Source organism: Achromobacter animicus, from assembly GCF_040775605.1.
Classification (GTDB): domain Bacteria; phylum Pseudomonadota; class Gammaproteobacteria; order Burkholderiales; family Burkholderiaceae_B; genus Achromobacter; species Achromobacter animicus.
Genome location: NZ_JAYGJK010000001.1, coordinates 567,331 through 589,921 on the forward strand (window position 1 = coordinate 567,331; position 22,591 = coordinate 589,921).

18 protein-coding genes and 1 pseudogene are annotated in these 22,591 nt (G+C 63.5%); 13 read left to right on the plus strand and 6 right to left on the minus strand.

Annotated elements, in window-relative coordinates:
* Window positions 1-68 precede the first annotated feature (68 nt).
* Window positions 69-1,151 carry an A/G-specific adenine glycosylase gene (gene mutY / locus AB3147_RS02505; protein ID WP_239216100.1) on the minus strand — a complete coding sequence of 361 codons (1,083 nt, stop codon included), beginning with the start codon at window positions 1,149-1,151 and terminating at the stop codon, window positions 69-71.
* A gap of 227 nt (window positions 1,152-1,378) precedes the next feature.
* On the opposite strand from mutY, the gene AB3147_RS02510 reads away from it, so the two are divergent.
* Window positions 1,379-4,993, plus strand: coding sequence for an indolepyruvate ferredoxin oxidoreductase family protein (locus tag AB3147_RS02510; RefSeq protein WP_367351371.1), 3,615 nt, complete (start codon window positions 1,379-1,381; stop codon window positions 4,991-4,993).
* A 541-nt stretch (window positions 4,994-5,534) separates the two neighbouring features.
* Here the strand turns inward: AB3147_RS02510 and AB3147_RS02515 are convergent.
* Entirely contained in the window at window positions 5,535-6,215 is a 681-nt protein-coding gene (locus AB3147_RS02515) for a hypothetical protein (RefSeq protein WP_367351372.1), read from the minus strand.
* Window positions 6,216-6,586: 371 nt separating this feature from the next.
* Between AB3147_RS02515 and AB3147_RS02520 the strand changes: the two genes are divergently transcribed.
* Both AB3147_RS02520 and AB3147_RS02525 read left to right on the plus strand, forming a co-directional pair.
* A complete protein-coding gene (locus tag AB3147_RS02520) occupies window positions 6,587-7,837 on the plus strand; it encodes an IS256 family transposase (protein WP_142051401.1) in 1,251 nt (416 codons plus the stop codon).
* Window positions 7,838-7,918: 81 nt separating this feature from the next.
* Window positions 7,919-8,245, plus strand: coding sequence for a hypothetical protein (locus tag AB3147_RS02525; RefSeq protein WP_367351373.1), 327 nt, complete (start codon window positions 7,919-7,921; stop codon window positions 8,243-8,245).
* A gap of 44 nt (window positions 8,246-8,289) precedes the next feature.
* Here AB3147_RS02525 and AB3147_RS02530 read toward each other — a convergent pair whose 3' ends face one another.
* The gene (locus AB3147_RS02530; RefSeq protein ID WP_367351374.1) at window positions 8,290-8,544 is read right to left on the minus strand and encodes a hypothetical protein; all 255 of its coding nucleotides are present in this window, start codon (window positions 8,542-8,544) and stop codon (window positions 8,290-8,292) included.
* A gap of 41 nt (window positions 8,545-8,585) precedes the next feature.
* On the opposite strand from AB3147_RS02530, the gene AB3147_RS02535 reads away from it, so the two are divergent.
* The 3 genes from AB3147_RS02535 to AB3147_RS02550 all read left to right on the plus strand — a co-directional run bounded on the left by AB3147_RS02535 (window position 8,586) and on the right by AB3147_RS02550 (window position 13,222).
* Window positions 8,586-11,858, plus strand: a complete 3,273-nt coding sequence (locus tag AB3147_RS02535) for a T6SS effector BTH_I2691 family protein (protein ID WP_367351375.1) — start codon at window positions 8,586-8,588, stop codon at window positions 11,856-11,858.
* Complete coding sequence (locus tag AB3147_RS02540; protein WP_254594339.1) at window positions 11,858-12,655, plus strand: DUF6708 domain-containing protein; 798 nt, start codon at window positions 11,858-11,860, stop codon at window positions 12,653-12,655. The genes AB3147_RS02535 and AB3147_RS02540 overlap by 1 nt, the downstream gene beginning before the upstream one ends.
* A 420-nt stretch (window positions 12,656-13,075) precedes the next feature.
* Window positions 13,076-13,222: a hypothetical protein gene (locus tag AB3147_RS02550; protein ID WP_367353609.1), complete on the plus strand. Its 147-nt coding sequence runs from the start codon at window positions 13,076-13,078 to the stop codon at window positions 13,220-13,222.
* On the opposite strand, the gene glpK is transcribed toward AB3147_RS02550, so the two are convergent.
* Together glpK and AB3147_RS02560 are read right to left on the minus strand one after the other, a co-directional pair.
* Complete coding sequence (glpK, locus tag AB3147_RS02555) at window positions 13,215-14,741, minus strand: glycerol kinase GlpK (RefSeq protein WP_367351377.1); 1,527 nt, start codon at window positions 14,739-14,741, stop codon at window positions 13,215-13,217. The two genes, AB3147_RS02550 and glpK, sit on opposite strands and share 8 nt — an antisense overlap.
* Window positions 14,728-16,182 carry a DHA2 family efflux MFS transporter permease subunit gene (locus tag AB3147_RS02560; protein ID WP_175139036.1) on the minus strand — a complete coding sequence of 485 codons (1,455 nt, stop codon included), beginning with the start codon at window positions 16,180-16,182 and terminating at the stop codon, window positions 14,728-14,730. Before AB3147_RS02560 ends, glpK begins: the two co-directional genes overlap by 14 nt.
* 99 nt (window positions 16,183-16,281) lie before the next feature.
* Here AB3147_RS02560 and AB3147_RS02565 point away from each other — a divergent pair, with 99 nt between their 5' ends.
* The 4 genes from AB3147_RS02565 to AB3147_RS02580 all read left to right on the plus strand — a co-directional run bounded on the left by AB3147_RS02565 (window position 16,282) and on the right by AB3147_RS02580 (window position 18,817).
* On the plus strand, window positions 16,282-16,470 hold the full coding sequence (locus tag AB3147_RS02565; RefSeq protein WP_056564661.1) for a DUF3460 family protein: 189 nt from the start codon (window positions 16,282-16,284) through the stop codon (window positions 16,468-16,470).
* A gap of 17 nt (window positions 16,471-16,487) precedes the next feature.
* Window positions 16,488-17,378, plus strand: coding sequence for a segregation and condensation protein A (locus tag AB3147_RS02570; protein ID WP_063956906.1), 891 nt, complete (start codon window positions 16,488-16,490; stop codon window positions 17,376-17,378).
* A 35-nt stretch (window positions 17,379-17,413) separates the two neighbouring features.
* Window positions 17,414-18,268, plus strand: coding sequence for a pantoate--beta-alanine ligase (gene panC, locus AB3147_RS02575; protein WP_175125960.1), 855 nt, complete (start codon window positions 17,414-17,416; stop codon window positions 18,266-18,268).
* A 183-nt stretch (window positions 18,269-18,451) separates the two neighbouring features.
* Window positions 18,452-18,817: a response regulator transcription factor gene (locus AB3147_RS02580; protein ID WP_191579446.1), complete on the plus strand. Its 366-nt coding sequence runs from the start codon at window positions 18,452-18,454 to the stop codon at window positions 18,815-18,817.
* Window positions 18,818-19,063: 246 nt separating this feature from the next.
* On the opposite strand, the gene AB3147_RS02585 is transcribed toward AB3147_RS02580, so the two are convergent.
* Window positions 19,064-19,852: a copper resistance protein NlpE N-terminal domain-containing protein gene (locus AB3147_RS02585; protein WP_175139033.1), complete on the minus strand. Its 789-nt coding sequence runs from the start codon at window positions 19,850-19,852 to the stop codon at window positions 19,064-19,066.
* Window positions 19,853-20,054: 202 nt separating this feature from the next.
* Between AB3147_RS02585 and AB3147_RS02590 the strand changes: the two genes are divergently transcribed.
* From AB3147_RS02590 to zapD, 3 genes and pseudogenes are all read left to right on the plus strand, one after another.
* Complete coding sequence (locus AB3147_RS02590; protein WP_367353513.1) at window positions 20,055-20,903, plus strand: prepilin peptidase; 849 nt, start codon at window positions 20,055-20,057, stop codon at window positions 20,901-20,903.
* Between the two features lie 129 nt (window positions 20,904-21,032).
* A pseudogene (coaE, locus tag AB3147_RS02595) lies at window positions 21,033-21,726 on the plus strand (dephospho-CoA kinase).
* Complete coding sequence (zapD, locus tag AB3147_RS02600; protein ID WP_175125956.1) at window positions 21,723-22,475, plus strand: cell division protein ZapD; 753 nt, start codon at window positions 21,723-21,725, stop codon at window positions 22,473-22,475. Before coaE ends, zapD begins: the two are co-directional and overlap by 4 nt.
* Window positions 22,476-22,591: the final 116 nt, after the last annotated feature.

A 22,591-nucleotide genomic window follows, 5' to 3' on the forward strand; every position in this document is an offset into this window, starting at 1 on the left:
GAGGCGGCGTCGTAGTTTGACCGGTGTCTGACACCGCTCAAGCTCACACCGGTTAACCCGCCGAATCGCTACGCCGCGTTTTCCTCGCCGAACAGGCTGTCCTGCATCCCGGCATCAACCAGCCCCTGCAGCAGTTTCTTGACGGGCGCCGGCAGCGCCATCATCCCCAGCTTGTCTGCAGGCACCCAGCGTTCCGGCAACGCCGGTTCGCGCAGGGCAACCGCGCGCACCGGCACAAGCCAGGGCCGGATGTGCAGGCGGTAATGCGTGAACGTGTGGGCGAAGGCAGCCAACTCGAAGCGCTGTTCCGGCTCCAGCCCCAGCGCGCGCGACGCGGTGTCGGGATCACCCGCCGCATCAAACTCCGGCAGGCTCCACAGCCCGCCCCAGATGCCGGGTTCGGGACGCTGTTGCAGCAGGAACGCGCCCTGGTGCCGCAGCACCAACATACAGGTCTCGCGTTCGGGGATCGCCTTGCGCACCTTGGGCGTGGGCAGTTCGGCCTGTCGACCTTCGCGGCGGGCAACACAGGTCTCCGCCACCGGACATCTGTCGCAGGCGGGTTTGCCGCGCGTGCAGAGCGTGGCGCCCAGATCCATCAGCCCCTGCGTGTAGGCCGCCATGTCCAACCCGGGCGCTGCGTCCACCTGCGCATGCGCCAGCGCCCAGAGACGCTGCTCGACCTCGCGCTTGGCGGGATCCCCGGCAATGCCGAAGTGTCGTGTGAATACCCGCTTGACGTTGCCGTCCAGGATGGGCGAGCGCTCGCCGTTGGAGAACGCGGCAATGGCCGCGGCAGTCGACCGGCCGATGCCCGGCAGCGTAGCGATGGCCTCGGCGGTGGGCGGAAAGCGGCCGTTCCAGTCGCGCACGATCTCCTGCGCGCAGCGATGCAGGTTGCGGGCGCGGGCGTAGTAGCCCAGGCCGGCCCAATAGGGCATCACGTCTTCCTGCGAGGCGGCGGCCAGCGCCGCGACGTCCGGAAAGCGTTGCAGAAAGCGCTCGTAATAGGGAATGACGGTGGCCACCTGCGTCTGCTGCAGCATGATTTCGGAAAGCCAGATCCGGTAGGGATCCCGGGTGTTCTGCCAGGGGAGATCGTGGCGGCCATGCTGGCGCTGCCAGGCGACGATGCGAGGGGCGAAGTCCATGCCGGCAATTATCGCATCGCCCTATTGCCCGCCCGAGGGCCAGGGGTTACAACCGAAAGGACTAACGCCAGCCGGCCCCGTTTTTTCGGAGCGGCGGGTGCGGCAAGCGCGATTCCGCCCGCAGAGGCGCGAACGCATCAGGACTTCACTTTCACGGCCCTTGTTGGCCCGCGTGCGTTCTGGCAAGAGGCGCGACGCTGGTGGGGGCATCCGATGTTGGAGTAGACATGAATGCCCCCCTTACGCCCGCCGTCCGCGCGGCGCTTGAATCCGTCCAGCTCGACGACAAATACACCCTGCAATCCGGCCGCGCGTGGATGAGCGGCATCCATGCGCTGGTGCGGCTGCCCATGATGCAGCGCGTGCGCGACGCGCAGGCAGGGCTGAACACGGCGGGCTTCGTATCGGGCTATCGGGGTTCACCGCTGGGCGGCGTCGACCAGAACATGTGGAAGGCCGCCGCCCATCTGAAGGCGCACCACGTCGAGTTCCAACCCGGCATCAACGAAGACCTGGCGGCCACGGCGGTGTGGGGCACGCAGCAGGTGAACCTTTTTCCCGGCGCAAAGTACGACGGCGTGTTCGGCATGTGGTACGGCAAGGGTCCTGGCGTGGACCGTTGCGGCGACGTCTTCAAGCATGCGAATGCAGCCGGCACCGCGCGCCACGGCGGCGTGCTGGTGGTGGCGGGCGACGACCACCCCGCCAAGTCCTCGACGCTGCCGCACCAGAGCGATCACATCCTGAAGGCCTGCATGATTCCGGTGCTGTTCCCGTCCAGCGTGCAGGAAGTGCTGGATTTCGGCCTGCACGGCTGGGCGATGAGCCGCTACGCGGGCGTGTGGGTGGGCATGAAGTGCATCACCGACATCGTGGAGGTGTCGGCATCGGTCGATGTGGACCCTGACCGCGTGCGCATCGTGCTGCCCGAGGACTTCCAGCTGCCGCCGGACGGCCTGAACATCCGGCTGCCCGACACGCCGTTGCAGCAGGAAGCGCGGCTGCTGGACTACAAGCTGTACGCCGCGCTGGCCTATGCGCGCGCCAACGGGCTGAACCGCGAACTCTGGGAGGTGCCGCAGCGCGATGCGCGCTTCGGCATCATGACGTCCGGCAAGGCCTACCTGGACACGCGCCAGGCGCTCTCGGACCTCGGCCTGTCCGAAGACGTGTGCCGACGCATCGGCCTGCGTCTTTTCAAGGTGGGCATGGTGTGGCCGCTGGAGTCCGCCGGCACGCAGCGGTTCGCCGAAGGGCTGGACGAGATCCTGGTCGTGGAGGAGAAGCGCCAGGTGCTGGAATATCAGCTGAAAGAGGAGCTGTTCAGCTGGATCGGAAGCGGCAAGAAGATTCCGCGCGTGGTGGGCAAGTTCGACGACAAGGACGGCGGCGAGTGGTCCGTGCCGCAGGGCAATTGGCTGCTGCCGGCGCATTACGAATTCTCGCCTGCGATGGTCGCCAAGGCCATCGCGGCGCGCCTGTTGCGGTTCGCGTTGCCGGACGATGTGCGCGCGGGCATCGAGGCTCGCGTGGAGTTCATCCGTGCCCGCGAAGCGGCGCTGGCGCGACCGCGTGTGGTTGAAGAGCGCAAGCCCTGGTTCTGTTCAGGCTGTCCGCACAATACGTCGACACGCCTGCCGGAAGGTTCGCGCGGCATGGCGGGCATCGGCTGCCACTACATGGTGCGATGGATGGACCGCAGCACCGACGTCTTCACGCAGATGGGCGGCGAGGGCGTGCCGTGGCTGGGGCAGGCGCCGTTCACCGAGGAAAAGCACGTGTTCGCGAACCTGGGCGACGGCACCTACTTTCATTCGGGGCTGCTGGCGATTCGGGCAGCAGTGGCGGCCAAGGCGCCGATCACGTACAAGATCCTCTTCAACGACGCGGTGGCGATGACGGGCGGGCAGCCGGTGGACGGCCCGATCAGCGTGCCGATGATCACGCGCCAGGTGGCGGCCGAGGGCATCGAGAAGATCGTGGTGGTGACGGACGATCCCGGCAAGTATGTGGACGTGACCGACCTGGCGCGGGACGTGCCCGTGCGCCATCGCGACGAGCTGGACGCGGTGATGCGCGAGCTGCGCGAGCATCCCGGCGTGTCGGTGCTGATCTACGACCAGACCTGCGCAACCGAAAAGCGCCGCCGCCGCAAACGCAACGCCTATCCGGACCCGGCGCGCCGCGTGGTCATCAATGAACGGGTGTGCGAGGGCTGCGGGGATTGCTCGTCGAAGTCGAACTGTCTGTCGGTGGAGCCGCTGGAGACCGAGTTCGGGCGCAAGCGCAAGATCAACCAGTCGAGCTGCAACAAGGACTTCTCCTGTTTGAAGGGCTTTTGCCCGAGCCTGGTGACGGTAGAGGGCGGCAAGCTGAAGAAGCCGCCCGCGTTGGCGCAATCGGGCGACGCGCCGGACGAGGATGTGCCTGCGCCCCGGGTGCGTAGTCTGGACGTGCCTTATGGCGTGTTCATCGCGGGGGTGGGCGGCACGGGCGTGGTGACGATCGGGCAGCTGCTGGGCATGGCGGCGCACCTTGAGGGGAAGGGCTGTTCGGTGCTGGACATGGCGGGACTGGCGCAGAAGGGCGGCGCGGTGTTTTCGCACGTGGTGTTGGCGGGCTCGCCGGACCATCTGCTGAACACGCGCGTGGCGATGGGCGAGGCGGATCTGCTGCTGGCAGGCGACTTGGTGGTGGCGACGAGCGCGGAGGCGATGGCGCGCGTGAGTCCCGGGCGCACGCATGTGCTGCTGAACAGCGACACGGCGCCGACGGCGGCATTCGTGTCGAACCCGGGCTGGACATTGCCGGGGGCGAATCTGACGGCAGATCTGCAGAGCGCCTGCGGCAAGGAGAATCTTGACGCGGTGGATGCCGCAGCCATGGCGGTGGTGCTGCTGGGCGATGCGATCTATTCGAATCCGCTGATGATGGGCTACGCATTCCAGAAGGGCTGGATTCCGCTGTCGCGCGAGGCGCTGCTGCGGGCGATCGAGCTGAACGGCCAGCAGGTGCCGAACAATCTCGCAGCCTTTGCGTGGGGACGGCGCGCGGCGCATGAACCCGCGGCGGTGGCGCGGTTGATGGCCAATGGGGGTGTGCCGGCCGCGCAGCCGGAAGACATCATCGAAATCACGCGGCCGCGGGTGGCAAGTCCGGTGGTGGATCTAAGGAAGCCGGCCAGTGAGTTGGCGCAGATGGTGGCGGTGCGCAAGGCGTTCCTGACGCAGTATCAGGACGCGGACTATGCCAAGCAGTACACGGATCTGGTGGACAAGGTGACGCATGCCGAGCGGGAGGCGACGGGCACGAACCGGCTGGCGGTGGCGGTGGCGCGGTATTACTTCAAGCTGATGGCGTACAAGGACGAATACGAGGTGGCTCGGTTGTATTCGGATGGGGAGTTCTTGAAGCGGGTGGGCGAGCAGTTCGAGGGAGATTGGAAACTGCGCTTTCATCTGGCGCCGCCTTTGTTTGCACGGCGGGACAAGGATGGGCATCTGGTGAAGCGGTCTTACGGGCCGGGGATGCTGAAGGTGTTTCGGGTGCTGGCAAGGATGCGGGTTTTGCGGGGGTCTCGGTTTGATCCGTTCGGGTATACGAAGGAGCGGCGGGCTGAGCGGGAATTGATCAAGGAGTATCGGGAGACTGTGACGGCGATTCTGGGGAAGTTGAATCGCGGGAATCTGGATAAGGCGGTGGCGTTGGCGAGCGTGCCGGAGGAGATCCGCGGGTACGGGCACGTGAAGGAGGCGTCGATGGTGCGGGCCGAGGCGATGCGGGAGGAGTTGTTGAAGGGGTTTACCGCGAGGGTGGTGGCGATTGGGGTTCGGGCGGCTTGATGGTGCTTTATTGGTGTTGCCGGGCAGTGAGTGCTTGGGACGCCTCTCGGTGCCGTGTTATTGCCGGGGTTGAGTTCTTGGGACGCCTCGCGGTGCCGCGTTGTTGCCGAGGGTGGAGTTCTTGAGACGCCTCCCCGGAGCCGTGGTAATGCCGAGGGTGGAGTTCTTGAGACGCCCGGCGCGTCGTCGGCCTGGGGCGCGCGGGGCTACGATTGCGGTCCGGAGCCTTCGCTCCGGACTTCCCCGTCGTCATCGTCGTTGTCGCCTGCGGCGACTGCCTTCCGATTCCCTCGGGCGCATCTACACGCCCCGCGCGCCCCAGGCCGACGCCGCACCGGGCTTTACTGTGGAAGCTTTACGGGCGCTGGGGCGGATTGGGTTCTTGAGGTTCTTGCACGCATTCGTGTGGGATAGAAGCGGCTTGCGGGGCCCGTCACCGTTCGGCCGCGCGGGCGGCCTCCGGTGACTTACGCGGCGTCTTGCGTCGTGGCGATGACGCTTCGCGTGTGGTGGCGTGGTTTTTGAGTTTTGCCGCCATTGGCTACATCAGAATAGCTCCGGCCAAAAGCGTGAAACCGAATGAGTAGGACTGCACCGCCAGCGGCCCGGTCCAAGTGGGAGTAAGTGTCAAGTCGGCGAGCACTACAGCAGCCCCACCGAGGCCGACACCAAGGCGGAACAGCATGTCTTCTTTCTTGCCCTCTGCTATTAGCTTAGCTTGGCCCGCAGCGCGACAGACTTCATTCGTGAATTCGTCCAAATTTCGTAGAAAGTGTTCAGCGGAGCCGCCACCGTACTTGCCGATGTATGCATGCGCCTGGAGATCGAAGCCGTCTTTTACGACTTGAACGATGGCCGTGCTTGAGAGACCCGCTCGCTCCAGGACTAATACTTCAGGACTCAGAAACTCACCGAGAAAGCGTGCGAGGCTATGCCGTATGGCCGCGTTGGTTTCGCTGTGCTTTTCTGCGGCTGCCGCTACATCAGACACACGTTGGCGAAATGCTTGATCTCTGGTCAGTTCCTGAAGCCCATCGCAGCCCAGCTTGGTAGCGCGGATTGCTTCTTCTGTCGCAATGCTTCCTCGACGCGTGCGGAGTTCCTGAACGAAGTTTGTAGCTTTGATGAGCTTATCGTTGGCCAGTTGAACTTGCGCTTGCGCAAACGCGGCGTCCGATGCGAGAAGCGCAATCATCGACGCGATTAGTAGAAGGACTCGCATGCCATCTCCTTGACTAGACGGATGTTGAGCTCGCAGGCTAGGTGCGAAGAACCTTCGGCGACATCCCCAAAATTGAGGATGTGCGAGCGGCAAATTCTGATGCACCGCAGTCATCCGGCGGCTAGGTCCTATCGACCGCGAGGGGTCGAAAGCGATCATTGGAGTTGGCTCTGTACGTCCCTATGGACGGGCCTTGGCGGGGGTGCGCTTGCGCACGCCGGGTCCTATAGCTCCGGTCTTCCAACCTCGACTCGTGCCCGTCCTCCCCATTTTGAAAGTGGGGTGCGGGTTTGTTCGCCGCTATAGGAGATTGTCCAGGGAGTGTCATAAATTTTGTGTTTGGGGCCTAACATGTTGCTCAAGGAGCATGTATGGCTACCAAGAAAAAGACACCGCTGAGGGAACTGCCGGCGATTCCCGCCGAGCTGGTTGATCAATTCGTCAAAGGCCCGATGACCGCCGAGGCGGTGCAGGACCTGTCGATGGCGTTCAAGAAGGCGCTGATCGAACGGGCCCTTGGAGCGGAATTGGGCCACCATCTGGGCTACCCGGCGGGCGGCGAGCGCCCCGAGCAGGCCACCAATCAACGCAACGGCAAGAGCTCCAAGACGGTCCTGACCGATGATGGGCCGCTTCGGGTAGAGATCCCACGCGACCGCGATGGCAGCTTCGCCCCGATCCTGATCCCCAAGCACGAGCGCCGCTTTACCGGGTTCGACGACAAGATCATCGCCATGTACGCCCGCGGCATGACGGTGCGCGAAATCCAAGGGTTTCTGCTCGAGCAGTACGGCACGGAAGTCTCGCCGGAGTTCGTCAGCTCGGTGACCGACGCGGTGATGGACGAGGTCACCGCCTGGCAAACGCGGCCCCTGGAGACGATGTATCCGGTGGTGTTCTTCGACGCGCTGAGGGTCAAGATCCGCGAGGACGGCGTGGTGCGCAACAAGGCCGTTTACTTGGCGCTGGCGGTGTTGCCGGACGGCACGCGCGACATCCTGGGCCTGTGGATCGAGCAGACCGAGGGCGCCAAGTTCTGGATGAAGGTGTTCAACGAGCTCAAGACCCGCGGCACGCAGGACATCCTGATCGCTGTCACTGACGGTCTGAAGGGCATGGAGCAGGCGCTGAACGCGGTGTTCCCGGCCACAACGCTGCAGACATGCATCGTGCACTTGATCCGCTCCAGCCTGGAATACGCCAGCTGGAAGGAGCGCCGGACGGTGGCTGCGGCGCTGAGGCCGATCTACACGGCGGCGACCGTGGAGGCAGCGCTGGCCGCGCTCGTGCAGTTCGAGCAAGGCCCTTGGGGCCAACGCTACGCGCCGATCGCAGACGCATGGCGCCGGGCATGGGACCGTGTGATCCCGTTTTTTACGTTCCCACCGGCGATCCGCAAGGTGATTTACACCACCAATGCGATCGAGAGCATTAATGCCCAACTGCGCCGCGCGGTGAAAACGCGAGGTCACTTCCCAAGCGATGAAGCCGCCACCAAGCTACTGTGGCTGGTCCTACGCAACATCACCGGGGCCTGGGGCAGCGCCACGCACGACTGGAAGGCCGCTATGAACCAGTTCGCCGTGATTTATGCAGAACGCTTCACTGACCCGTATCGCTGAGATAGCATCAATAAGCCTGATAGAACCAACTATCAGGCTTCTAACGCCTCAAACACAAAAATACTGACACTCCCATTGTCCATGACGCAGCACTCCCTTACCCAAGACCCCTGGTTCGTCGACGCTAATCCCGCACTTGGCCTCGTATCCCTCTCCCAGCTCTACAACATTGAGCGCGCCTGCTATGCCATCGCGCCGATCGCTCGCCTTGTCGGCAACAGCGCCTCCGAACCCGACGCCACCGGCGCGCAGCCGCTGGACGCATGGACCGTGGCCGCATTGTTAGGCGGCGTGCTGTGTGAGCACATGGTCATCATGACTGAGGCCATGCTGGAAACGGCACGCGCCTACGCACAGGACGCGGATTGCGCTGACCCCACGCACGACGCTCCCGCGTCGATTCAATAAGCGTATAAGCGGCTCGGGCCTGCCGCGATGTGCAACAGGCTCTTCTACGAAGACGAACGGGCCAACATTGGCTCACCCGGGCCAAAGTTGGCCCGATTTTTTTTGTTTTTTTTCAAACCGTTGAAGAATCTCGAGCCACAAATGGCCCGAACTTTCGGTGAAAAAAACACTTTCGCTGCTTTTGCGCCGTTGAGATCGCCATGTTTGGCGGTGAAGCACGCGTAAGCAGTTGATAAGAAAGAACAACGGAAAAGACGCTTCCAAGTTGGCACAACGTTTGCATTGAGGCGATAGGTCATCACCACCGACTACTGCCACACTGCGCCAAGCAAAGGAACTTATGAGCGTCAGCACGACCTTGAGTTGGGCGATCCGCCATGCTGTCCCCAATCCTACGGGCACATGCAACGCCTGCGAACGCACTGGCCTGCCAATCCTTCCGTTGCGAACGGCCTACGCGCCTAAGCCCACCGCGACATCAAAGCGGCCGCTTGCCGGCGGCGGCGATCTGGCTGCCGTGCCGTTGCGGCTCGACCAGCCGCGTACCCTACGTGAAGGGTATCTCTATGTGCTGTTCGACAAGCGAGAGTGGCAGGCTTATCAGGTGACGCCCGAAGGGGCGCTGCGTCAGTTCAACCCATTTTCCATGCTGCGGGCAGCCCCAGAGCCGCTGAGCGAAAGATGTATCCACCGCGACCACGACGTCCCGGCTTCGTTCATCAACATCGACACCAAACTGTTTAAGACCGCGTGGATAGCGTTCTCCAGCGATCCGTGGTCCGACAGCGTATTGAATCGCTATCTCCACAGTTTCGCGGGCGAAAAGTCGCCAATGGCCGTCAGGTTTTACGAGCTTGACTTGCAGACTGCGCGGAACGATCCCGCGAGTGTAGGCATCGCAATGACGGAGCAGCGCCTTCAGGTCGATCAGCACGTGCTGGAATACGCTACGCCCACGATCGGCGATTTTGTCAGCGCGCACGGATTTTGCTCGCGCAATCATCGCTTGAACGCGCTTGAAGGTTTCGTCCGGACTCAGACACAGCGCGAGCAATTGCCGAATGGCGTGTTGGCGTTGGTCCTGCCGGACCCGGTCGGGTTGGTCCAGGAAATCAATCATCAGCGCCTGGGTTGGCTAAGGGAGCGGCAGGCTTATGAGGCAGACCCGCTCAACAACTACAAATTCTTCACGTCCGAAAGCCTGAAGCGCCTGCGTGAACTCTGCAAGGTGGCCGCGGACAACGCCATTGCCCACAGTCCCTATGCTTACCACAGTGGAACGGCGGGGCCGCCGGTTTTCGGCGACCCCGCTCGCGAGCGAGCCGAACAGGTCGAGCACAAGGCAGGGAAGCTGCTTGCGCGGCTCGATGAGCGATACGACGAAGTGGCGCGCGCCAGTTGGGAGAAAGCGTTCGAAGCGCACAAGGCGCGGTTGCAGACGCAAGTGGACAAGCTGGCCGAACTCTACGCAGACCAGATCCTCAACAACCCGATGTTCCGCTCGGCGGAGCAGTATGACTACGATGCGCAAAATGCGTACTCAGTATTGGGTTACATCCGCACGATGGAACTGTGCCTGAGCGGCGGCATCACCGAAGCAACGCCTAAACCAGATCCCGAGGGCAACATTCAACCCGTCACCGGGCCGTCGGCGCGCGCGTGGGAAGCCTGGGTCAAGGATGGTCAGAGCATCGTCTTCAAGACCCTGCTGGCGCTCGACAAAAGCCTGATGCAAAGTCTGGTGCCCACGTTCGGCAATCAGGGCGAACTGGATTGGAACGACTTCGGGAAGCTCTACGCCCCGGTCACCAAGATCATTACCAGTAGCGACCTGGGCGACAAACTCATATGGCCTAACGTCCAGGACGCGATCGCCAGTGTGCTGGCCGCTTACAACGGTGCGGTGAGCCGACTGGAACTGAAGGTTGATGCCGGCGTGCGCAACGTCGCCACGCGTGTGAACAGCGCATCGCTCTTGCTGTACTCGCGCACATACATGACCCAGGTCGCCGTTCAGATGAAGCTGGGTGAGTTTTACACATTGATGTGCAAGCAGATCGGGGAAGACCGAAACAGGCTTGCGACGGCCATTGAGAAAGCGACCGGAAAGGCGCACAAGCAGGTGCGGTCGGTGCTGACTGCTGGTGTCCTCAGCCTGGCCCTGAGCGATCCGAAACTCGCGGAACAGATGGTTGACGTGGTGTTGTGGGTCGAAGGAAACGCGAATGACTTGCGAAAGCGCTTTGGCGACGTCGTCAAGGATGCCACCCAGCAAACAGGGGAGGTTATCGGAGACGCCACGCGCCGGGCCGGCGGAGCGCTAAGCGAACTTAAAGTGCTCGCCGGCACGCTGGAGCCGGGGGCGCGCAAGGCCTTGGCCGGTCTTCAGCTAAACGTGGCGCGGGCCGCCGACCTCGCGCAGACCGGATTGAGGGGCGCGCGCAGTGCTGCCGCGATTGCCCGCGGCACGGTCGGAAGCGCTGAACTGCTGCTTGCTGTTGGCTCCACGTACCTGTTATCGCAGGGCTTGCGTAAATCGGTTGAAGCCGTGGATGCCACCTTTGGAGCTAAACACGTGGAAGCCGTGCTGGCGGTGTATTCGGCGTCGATCGGAGTTTTGGGGGGAAGTTTTGAGGTAATGGGACTGGCGTTGAAGGGCAGTGCCGAACAGGCGCGGAAGGTCCTGCGCGCGCCTGCGACCGGGAGCGGTGCAATCAGCCGGATCGCGAATGCTGGTAAAGCTCTGGCGCGATTTGGAGCTTTACTGAGTGCGGTATCTGGTTTCGTCGATGCAATCGCGTCATTCAAATCTGCAAGAAATGCTCGCGATTTGGGAGGCCGACCGGAGGTTGGATATTACACAGCGGCCGCGTTTTATGGAGCGAGCGCAGCTGCGTCGGGATACGCTATTTACGCAAGCTCCGCAGCCATTCTAAGCTCGACATGGGTGCTTGGACCCGTCGGTTGGGCAATTCTTTTCGGCTTGATCGCATATATAGCCGAGAGAATCGGAGAGGAAGCAGAATCTTCGCCATTGGAGAGGTGGGTCTACTGCAGCCACTTTGGTAAATCCGATCCCGGTAAATTTACCGACGCCAGTACTGCGGTTGCTGCGTTGAATGCAGCTGTTTTGGGAATCGATGCACATGTGATTTTTGATTCTGAGATCCGCTTGGTGCATTACGAAGGGTTGGCTGCAGCCATGGGAGGCATGGAGGCTGGCCCCGCAGTTATCCCGCGCTTGAAATATCGAATAGTTCTTCCGCGATACGACTCGGTCAGGGCTGCGTACTCATGGAAACTTCAAGTCAACCGCTATCGGGGGGACGAAGTGCTCGCGTCGGGCAATTACCCTCACGATGCTGCAAAAAAGGAAGAAGTGATCCTTCCATGCAATCCGTTGGATTACCGCCCGGATAGCACCATTCCGACAGTCAAGGAAAAACTGCTGACTCTCGCTGATGAGAGTAAGTCGAGTTTCCTTGTCATCGAGGGGGATATCGAACTTTCGGTAGGGCACGATATTGATGTGGCAGTCATCAGCGTCGAGTACCTTCCCAATGTTATCGATCCCGAGATGATTGCCAAAGTGGAATGTATAGAAGCAAAGTAATGATGAAAAAAAATGCACGTTTGGATAATCCAACAAAAGGGTGGCGAGCCGACCTGCCTCTGCCGAATACATTGCCTGGTGCACCACTGCCTCTGTTAGGTCGCTGCCCGAACTTCGTGGACGATATCTATCTGGAACTTAGCGGCTCCCGCAATTTGAATCGCACAGTCATATTCATTTTTGCTTTTTCGATGTTCCTAATAGCAGTATTTATCGTAAAGATATTTTTCTTCGATCTTGGCGGCGGCGCATTTTCGAGCCACCCGTTTCTGTTCATGCTGACGACGGCCTTGTCAATTGGGACACTGGTTGCCGGAATAGGAATATTCCGCTCTGGCGCGGCCCCCCCTCGCGATGAGCCGATCCGCTTTAATCGCAAGCGTCGCAAGGTCTACGTTTATCGCTTTCACAACGGCAACCTAGTAAGCGGCAAAGGTACGGGCGTATGCCCCGTGATTTTTAACTGGGAAGATCTGCGCGCCGAAGCCTGGAGCCGAATGAGCCCAAGCCCGAGCGGCGTTCCGATTTTTGCTTGGGGCGTCGATATTGCAGTGGTTGCACAAGGTTCCAATCACGTTATTGATCGCTTTCAATTGGCCGGCAGCAATGCCGATGGGGAACATATGTGGGCCATGGCGCGCGCGTTCATGAACCAGGGACCCGGGTCGTTGCCAAAGTATTCGAACCTACCGCGTGATTGGAATAATCACATCCCGGCGTGTGATCCTGGGCTGCGACTGGCACCAAAAGTGCATTGGCCGATTGATATGGACGTTGAGTCGAAGACGGCGCCGTAGAACGCGTTTGTTCAGCTTCCGAATCTTGATCGAGTGGTCTCGCGGCATTGATCGCTTCCAATTAGCTGGCAGCAACGCCTACGGCGAACACATGTGGGCAATGGCGCGCGCGTTCATGAGCCTGGGACCGGAAGCATTACCCCAATATCCAAACCCTTCCCGTGATTGGAACAAAGATGTGCCGCTCTATCACTTGACCCTGCGTTTAGCGCCCAAGGTGGGGTGGCCGGATGATATGGACGTCGAATCGCGCACGGGACCGTCACTCGCCTTTGGTTGGCGCCGAAGTCAAAGTGCCGACGATGTGCCGTTGGAGCCACGCATCTACTGTCGCAGGGGTTGCGCCAATCGGTTGAGGCCGTGGATGGGCTCTCGGCCGAGATGCGGCGAAGATTCTCCGCGCACCGGTGACGGGTGCCGGTGCGACCACAATACGGCATCGACGTGTCGCCCGAGTTCACCAAATCGCTGATCGATGGGGGCACGGGTGAAGGCCTGGCGCAGCACAAGGCCATCTATCTGGGCGCCAGACACCAACGCCAAACCAACAACCGATGCCTTACTTAGCGGCCCCTACCGACCACCCCTTAGACAACTCCACTGCCTGCCGCCACCGCTTCATCCGCGCATCTCTCACGGACTGAGGCCACGCAGGCGTGAACGTGCGTTCAGCCTGCCACTTCGATGCAAATTCATCCGGACCCGACCAGAAGCCTACAGCCAGGCCGGCGAGGCCCGCTGCGCCGAGTGCAGTCGATTCGGGAACCCGGGGGCGGACAACCGGAACGCCCAGAATGTCAGCCTGCATCTGCATCAGCAAATCGTTGCGGGCAGCGCCGCCGTCGACGCGCAATTCCGTCAAAGCGATGCCGCTGTCCGCATTCATGCACGTCAGCAGTTCAGCGCTTTGCAGGGCGATGGATTCCAGCGTGGCACGTGCGATGTGGGCGCGTGTGGTGCCGCGAGTCAGGCCAACAAGGGTGCCGCGCGCATAGGGATCCCAGTGCGGAGCGCCCAGACCAGCAAACGCCGGGACCATGAAAACGTCGTCCGTGTCCGAGACGCTGGCGGCCAGGGATTCGATTTCTTCGGAGCGCTGGATGATGCCCAACCCGTCGCGCAGCCATTGAACCGCAGCGCCGGCCACGAAGACGCCGCCTTCCAGCATGTAGGCCGGCTTCCACTTGTCGTGCCCCGCTTGAGGCAGGCCCCACCCGACCGTGGACAGCAGGTTGTTGCGCGATTCAACGGGCTTGTCGCCCACGTTCATCAGCATGAAGCAGCCGGTGCCGTAGGTGTTCTTGGCCATGCCCGGGGTAAAGCAGGCCTGACCGAAGGTCGCGGCCTGCTGGTCACCCGCCACGCCCGCGATGGGCACGGAGCCGCCCAGCCATTCCGGCAGCGCCTCGCCGACGATGGCGCTGCTGGGCGCGATCTGCGGCAGAACGCTGCGCGGGATGTTGAGCAGCGCCAGGATGTCGTCGTTCCAGTCCTGCGTGTGCAGGTCGAACAGCATCGTGCGCGAGGCATTGCTGGGGTCGGTGCTGTGTACCGCGCCGCCGGTCAGCTGCCAGATCAGCCAGGTGTCGATGGTGCCGAAGGCCAGTTCGCCGCGTTCGGCCAGGCGGCGGGCGCCGGGCACGTGGTCCAGCAGCCAGGCCAGTTTGGTGCCGGAAAAGTAGGCGTCGACGACCAGGCCCGTGCGCGCCTGCAGGAAGTCGCCGTGGCCGTCCTGGCGGAGCTGGTCGCACATCGGGGCCGTGCGGCGGTCCTGCCAGACGATGGCGCGGGCCAGCGGGCGGCCGGTCGAGCGTTCCCAGATGAGCGTGGTCTCGCGCTGGTTCGTGATGCCGAGGGCGGCGATGTCTGCCGCCGCCGCGCCCGCGTTGCGCAAGGCTTCGCGGGCGACATCGAGCTGGCTGTGCCAGATCTCGTTGGCGTCGTGCTCGACCCAGCCCGGACGCGGATAGTGCTGGCGGAATTCACGTTGGCCGACGCCGCGGACCACGCCGTCGCGGTCGAACACGATGGCCCGGGAGCTGGTCGTGCCCTGGTCCAGGGCTAGGACAAATTCATTCGTCGTCACTGTTTTTCGCGCCGTTCAGGTGTGCCCCGGCCAGCGGGTCGAGGCGTCTAAAGGAGAAAGTCGATGCCATGCACAGCAGGCCGATGACGATGAAGCCGGCAACCACGTCGCTGATGGCCAGCGTTTCGGCGCCGCGCAGCGACATGCTGATGTTCAACGTGACCGCGGCCACCCCGACGCCCAGCGTGATGCCCAGTTGCTGGGCCATGGCCGAAAAGCTGCTGGCGCGGCTCATCTTGGCGGGCGGGATGTCGGCATAGGTTAGCGTATTTACCCCCGTGAACTGCAACGACCGGAAGAAGCCGCCCACCAGCAGGATGGCAATCATCAGCCATACGGGCGTGGCCGGGTTGAAGGCGCCGCAGACGATGATGAAACCGCCCGTCAGCAACGCGTTCAGGGTCAGCACGCGGCGAAAGCCGAAGCGTTGCACGATGGGCGTGGCCACGAACTTCATCAGCAGCGCGCCGGCGGCGCTGGCGAAAGTGATGAGGCCGGCCGAGAACGGCGAAAGGCCAAAGCCCACCTGCAGCAGCATGGCCAGCAGGAACGGCGTGGCGCCGACGGCAAAGCGGCACAGGTTGCCGCCCAGCGTGGAGATGGCGAACGTGGGAATCCGCATCAGGGACAGATCGATGATGGGATGTTCGGTGCGCCGTGCGTGCACGCCGTACAGCAGTCCGCACACGATGCCCACGGCGATGAGGCCGAGCAGCATGGGCAGCGGCATCACGTCGCGGCCGATGGCCTCGAAGCCGGTGACCAGGGTGGCCAGGCAGCCGGCGCTCAGCAGAAAGCCGATCCAATCGAGCCGCGGCGTGCCGGTTTCGCGGATTTCGGTGACGTACCGCAGCACCAGGAAGATGCCCAGGAACCCGATCGGGATGTTGATCAGGAAGATCCAGTGCCACGACATGTACGTGACCATGAAACCGCCCAGCGGCGGTCCGATCACCGGTCCCAGCAGTGCCGGGATCGACAGGAAGGACATGGCCTTGAGCAGATCCTGCTTGGGGACGGTGCGCAGGAGGATGATGCGGCCCACCGGCACCATCATCGCGCCGGCCATGCCCTGGACGATCCGGGCCAATACGAGTTGGGGAAGGTCTTGCGAGATGGCGCAGGCGACGGAACTGAGGGTGAACAGGCCGATTGCGGTAATGAACACGCGCCGGGCGCCGTAGCGGTCCGCCGCCCAGCCGCTGATGGGCACGAAGACGGCGACGGCCAACAGGTACGAGGTGATGGCCACATTGAGCCGCACCGGGGTGGATCCCAGGGCCCTTGCCATGGCGGGCAGGGCGGTCGCCACGACCGTCGCGTCCAGCATCTGCATAAACAGCGCGCAGCCGACGATGAAGGGGATCATGCGCGCCGCGCGCACCGCATCCGGGGTTGACGGTGGAGCGGGATTGGCTGCGGCGGCGGATTCTGCGGACATGTCGGGCGGGCTGCGGTGGAAGCCTGACGATTGTAACGCCGGGGATATGGCCGCCGTGAAGTAAACTCGAGACATCTGCAACCTAATGAAATTGGCGTCATGGCGACCAACTACGAATCCGAGATCACCCAGTTCCTCAAGGACTTCAAGAAATCCCACCCTGGCACCGAAGAGCGCCAGCGCGAGGGACGCGCCCGCCTCTGGGACAAACCGCAGGATCAAGAGCTGCTCGAAGGCTTCCGCGCGGCACGCGTGGCGCAAAGGCCGTACGTGTATCAGGCCGACTGATACCGTTCTCGGCAAACATGGTCCAGAACCCCTCGGTGCCAGGCGATGCCCTGGCCAAGCTAGTGGAACCGTCCGTCGACAGCACGCCCGACACCATCGATAGCGTGGCGTTTGCGCGTCTGTACGGCGAGCCGCTGTTCCAGATGCCGACGGACCTGTACATCCCGCCCGATGCGCTGGAAGTCTTCCTCGAGGCGTTCGAAGGGCCGCTGGACCTGTTGCTTTACCTGATCCGCAAGCAGAACTTCAACGTTCTGGACATCCCCATGGCGGATGTCACGCGGCAATATCTGTCGTATGTGGACCAGATCCGCATCACCAATCTCGAACTGGCCGCCGAATACCTCCTGATGGCGGCCATGCTCATCGAGATCAAGTCGCGCATGCTGCTGCCGGTCAAGAAGACCGACACCGGCGAAGAGCCCGAAGATCCCCGCGCCGAACTGGTCCGCCGCCTGCTTGAGTACGAGCAGATGAAGCTGGCCGCCCAGAAGCTCGACAAGATGCCGCAACTGGGGCGCGATTTCGTCAGCAGCCAGGCCGTGGCCGACCTCAGCGTCGAGCGCGCGCTGCCCGACGTCAGCGTGGACGACCTGCGCGCGGCCTGGGCCGACATCATGAAGCGGGCCAAGCTCAACCAGCATCACCACATCACGCGCGAGCAGCTGTCCGTGCGCGATCACATGACGCACATCCTGCGCCGCCTGAACGACGTGCGTTTCATGGAATTCGGCGACCTCTTCATGGAGCGCGTCCGCGAGGGTGCACCCGCCGCGGTCGTGGTCGTGCATTTCATCGCCATGCTCGAACTGGCGCGCGAATCGCTGCTGGAAATCACGCAGGCCGAGCCCTATGCGCCCATCTACGTCCGCCTGGCGTACACCAGCGTGGCAGCCGTCGCGGCCTGATCCTGACCGGGCTCCTGCCCACCCCGGAGATTCCCTTGAAAGTCGTACACACCATCCAGGAATTGCGCGATCACCTGCGCGGACAGAACCGCGTGTCGTTCGTGCCCACCATGGGCAACCTGCATGAAGGCCACCTGTCGCTGATGAAGCTGGCGCGCCAGCACGGCGATCCCGTCGTGGCCAGCATCTTCGTGAACCGCCTGCAGTTCGGCCCGAACGAGGACTTCGACCAGTATCCGCGCACCCTGGCCGCCGATATCGAAAAGCTTGAAGCGGCACGCGACGTCTACGTGCTGTTCGCGCCGAACGAGCGCGAGATGTATCCCGAGCCGCAGAATTTCCGCATCCAGCCGCCCGATGACCTGGGCGACATCCTGGAAGGCGAGTTCCGTCCCGGGTTTTTTGCCGGTGTCAGCACCGTCGTGCTGAAGCTGTTTTCCTGCGTGCAGCCGCGCGTGGCGGTGTTCGGCAAGAAGGACTACCAACAGCTCATGGTGGTGCGCAACATGTGCCGCCAGTTCCAGTTGCCCGTCGAGGTGCTGGCGCACGAAACCGTGCGCGCGGACGACGGCCTGGCGCTGTCGTCACGCAACCGCTACCTGACCGACGGCGAGCGCGCCGAGGCGCCGGCGTTGTACGCCGAGCTTCAGGAGATCGGCCGCCGCCTGGCCCAGGGCGAGCGCGATGCTGCTGCGTTGGAGAACGACGCGGCCCAGCGGCTGACGCAGCGCGGCTGGAAGGTCGACTACGTGGCCCTGCGCCGCCAGCGCGATTTGAAGCGCCCCGAGGCCGCCGACTTGCAGGCGGGCGAACCCGTCGTCGTGCTGGCCGCGGCCAAGCTGGGCGCCACGCGACTGATCGACAATCTGGAATTGGTCTACACGGCCTGAAGCGGCGGGGCGGTGACATCCGGGCGCGCGATGCTGGGCGCTCGGTGCAAGGCGCCTGGTACAGGCGCTTGATAGGGCGATTGAGGCGAGGCGTTTTCATCAGCCCCTAGCAGAATTGCCAGCTTACGGCGGCCCGGCCGGCGGGGCAGACTGTTTGCAATCCTACATTGCAAACGAGCTTCCATGCCCTTTCCTCACCCCGAACTCGACGCTGTCCTTTCAGCCCTGACCGCCCGCGAACGCCAGATCGTTGACTACGTGGCGGCTGGGCGCGCCAACAAGGTCATCGCCATTGACCTGGGCATTTCCCTGCGCACGGTCGAGGCCCACCGCGCCCGCATCTTCGCCAAACTCGGCGCCCGCAACGCCATGCAACTTGCCTGCCGGCTGTGTGCCCACGGGCAGTCCGGCGCATCGCCCGTTCCGGGCGCGCACTGGCCGTCCCGCACTATGCCGCCTTTCGTCCGCCCTGGCGCGCCGGCCCAGGCATTGCACGAGCCGGCCAGCGAATACGGCGACTGCCCGGCAAAACCCGATGTTCCTCCCTGATGGCGATTTGGCGCAGGCGGTCTTGTGCAAACACGTAAGGCAAGCCGTGCTTCGCATCCAAAACCCTCCGCCATAGCGTGCAGCCGTGGGGGCCGCCGTATTCTGCCGCGCTTGTCGTTTCACCGGGCCCAATGGCTGCCGGCAAAAGAATTCGGGCCTGACGAACAAGGTGTTCGTCAGGCCCGGATGGGGTGCTGCGGTGTTCGCCCTGCGGCGCTCACGCACCGTGGGCGGACATCCCTTCGATCAAGGGCACTTGGGCGCTGCGGCGCTGGCCAGTTCGTCGATCGGGTCCAGATCCGGCTGGCGGGTCAGGTTGTAGTTCAGGTTGGGGGTCTGGCCGCCAATGGAGCGCACGCGCAGCACGTTGTTGGCCGCGACCACGAATTCCACGCGGACATTGCCTTGGCCGTCCATCAGGATGACGCGCGGCGGGCGTTCTTCGGTGGCGTCCCAGCAGCCTTGCTCGGAAACAGGCGGGCCCTTCTTGGGATCGTTGTCCAGGTAGGCGGTGCGGCCGCGCCAGCGGCCATTGGGTGCCAGCGTCAGCGTCACGCGCTGGGCCGTGCACTGCATGGCGGGCGAAAAACACGGCAGCGTGCCCATGTAGGTTTGCGGCTGCGGAACGAGGCTGTGGGTGATGCCGTTGGCCGCAGGGGCAGGGGCCACGGGGGCGGGCGCCGAGCCGCCGGCGCCGCCGGAGCCACCGGCACCGCTTTCTGCGCCTTCGGGCACGGACTGGCCGTCTTCGGTGGTCTGGCCGGCAGCAACCGCCTGCTGATTCTGGTTCTGTTGACGGCGCGCGTCGGGCTTGAGCTCGATCTGCACTTGCGACGGGGCGCGGATGACGGTGCGGTAGCCGGCGCCGGAACCTTGGTACTGGGCGTCGGTCACGGTGCTTTCGGCCGGCAGGTCGTAATAGCCTTCAGCTTTCTGCTTGGCGCAGCCGGTTGCGGCGATCACGGTGCCCGCTAGCAGCAGCCCCATGACGCTGAGTTTGCGGGAGCGGGAAACGATTTCTACGCGCGCGGCCATGGCAGCTTATCCGTGAATTAAGTCTGTCTCCGATTTTACGCACTTATGCGAAGATTCGATACGTTCCCCTTAGCCGTTCCCGGGCATCCCGGCACTTTATGCACAAATTACGACACGGCCGCGCGCGGCTCCTCATTCCTTGCGCCATCGCCGGTTTGTCGGATGGGCAGGCGCGTCCGGACCGCAAGGGGCGATGACGCCGATGTGGCACGTCTTTGATCTACCCTTTGGCGTCTTCATCGGCGTGGCGGCGCTGGCGGGCCTGTTCGTGGGCAACTGGCTGACGGTGCTGACCCATCGGCTGCCGCGCATGATGGAGCGCGAATGGCAGGCGCAGTGCCTGGACGCCGCCGGCGAGCCGCGGCCCGCCGGACACTATGGCCTGCTGTCGCCGGCTTCGCAATGCCCGGCCTGCGAGGCGCCCATCGAAAGAATGGCCCGGATTCCCGTGCTCGGCTGGCTGCTGCTGCGCGGCCGGTGCGCGGCGTGCCACGCGCCCATCGGCTGGCGCTATCCCGTCATTGAACTCCTGACCTGCGCGCTGTTCGCCGCCTGCGCGCTGCGCTTTGGCGCAACGCCGATCGCGTTGGCGGCCATGGGCTTGTCGGCCATGCTGGTGGCGCTGGCATGGATCGACTTCGAAACGACGTTGCTGCCCGACGTTCTGACGCAGCCGCTGGTGTGGGCGGGCCTGCTGGTGAACCTGTTTGATGCGTTCACCAGCGTGCAGACGGCGGTGGTCGGCGCGGCAGCCGGGTATCTCTTCCTGTGGGTTATCTTTCATGTGTTCCGCCTGTTGACCGGGCGCGAAGGCATGGGGCAAGGCGACTTCAAGCTGCTGGCCGCGCTGGGCGCGTGGTTTGGTGTCGAGGCCTTGCCGATGTTGCTGCTCAGTGCGTCGCTGGTGGGCGTGCTGATCGGCGGAACGCTGACGCTCACCGGCCGCGCCAGCCGCGGCCAGCCCTTGCCCTTCGGGCCGTACCTGGCGCTGGCCGGCCTGGTCATGCTGCTGCTGGGCGGCGAACAAGGCATGTGGCAGTTCATGAACTAGGGACGGCCAGTCAGGACGGCCAGTCAGGACGACCAGTCAGGACGGCCGGTCACGATGATCGGCCAGCCGAGGGCCGCCGGTATCGACGGCCATGCAACGGCACTAAGCAAGAGACAAAGGAAAGGCAGCATGTTCAACATTGGTCTGACGGGCGGCATCGGCTCGGGCAAGTCCCGCGTGGCGGACATGCTGGCGGAGTGGGGCGCGGCGTTGGTCGACACCGACGAGATCGCGCGATCGCTCACCGCCGCCGGCGGCGCTGCCATGCCCGCGATCGAACACGAATTCGGACCGCAGGCGCTGACGCCCGACGGCGCGCTGGACCGCGCGTGGATGCGCACGCAGGCGTTCGCCGATCCGCAGGTGCGGCGGCGGCTGGAGGCCGTGCTGCATCCGGCCATCGGCCGCGAAACGCAGCGGCAAGCGGCGGCCGCGCGCGGATCGTATCTGGTCTTTGTGGTGCCGCTATTGGTTGAGTCCCTGGACCGTTGGCGTGACCGCGTGGATCGTATCTGCGTGGTCGATTGCGATCCCGAAACGCAGGTCGCTCGCGTGCAGCAGCGCAGCGGGCTGACGGAGCAGGACATCAGGCGTATCATGGCGGCACAGGCTGCGCGGGCACGCCGGTTGGAGGTCGCGGACGACGTCATACTCAACGACGCAACGACAACACCGGAACAGTTGCGCGCGCGGGCGTTGACCCTGCATGACCGCTGGCTGGCGCTGGCGACCACCACGGGCCGGTAAGCCAGCGGCTGCCGGCACCCCTGAAAATTCTTGGCCCGCCGGCCAACCACTTGATAGGGCCTGTAAAAAAGCGTGATCGTTTACGAATATCCCTTCAACGAGCGCATCCGTGCTTATCTGCGGCTGGAATACCTGTTCGACAGGCTCTTCTTCTTTGCTCGCGAGGGTGACTCACGCCAGCATCAGGTTGCCGTCACCTCCCTTTTCGATCTGCTCGACGCGTGCGAACGCACCGACGTGAAAGGCGCGGTCCTGCAAGACCTCGAACGCCAGCGCTTGGCGCTGGTCGGGCTGCGCGACCATCCCGGCGTGGCGCAGGACGCGCTGGAAGGCATGCTGCGCGAAATGGAAAAGGTGGCCAGTGCCCTGGCTGCCCCTGGCAAGACCGGCCAGTCGCTGCGCGAGAACGAATGGCTGACCAGCCTGCGCGGACGTCTGTCGGTGCCCGGCAGCGCCACGCAGGTCGACATGCCTTCGTACTATGCCTGGCAGAACAAGCCCGAAGCCGCGCGCTGCGCGGACCTGCAGGCGTGGGTGTCCCCCTTCATTCCCCTTTACGATGGCCTGACCCTGGCGCTGCGCCTGTTGCGCGAGTCCGGACGCAAAACAGACATCGTGGCCGAGCAGGGCGCCTATCAGCAGATGCTGGGCGGCAAGCAGTTCCAGCTGTTGCGCGTCTGGGTGGACCCCACCCACGGCGTCTTCCCCGAGATCAGCGCCAATAAGTACATGATCTGGATACGTTTTTCCACCCAGGACGGGGAGTTCAAACCCCAGCAGGTGGCCCGTGATGTGTCATTCCAGATGACCCTCTGTAGCTCTTAGGCTGAAGTTACGCAGGGTTTCGCTGCCCGGATTCCTGTTGCGGGTAGTTTCAGCATGACGGCCATCAGGGCCGAAATCGGGACGGTCTAGTAGACAATACGGCTTTCCTTCCGAGT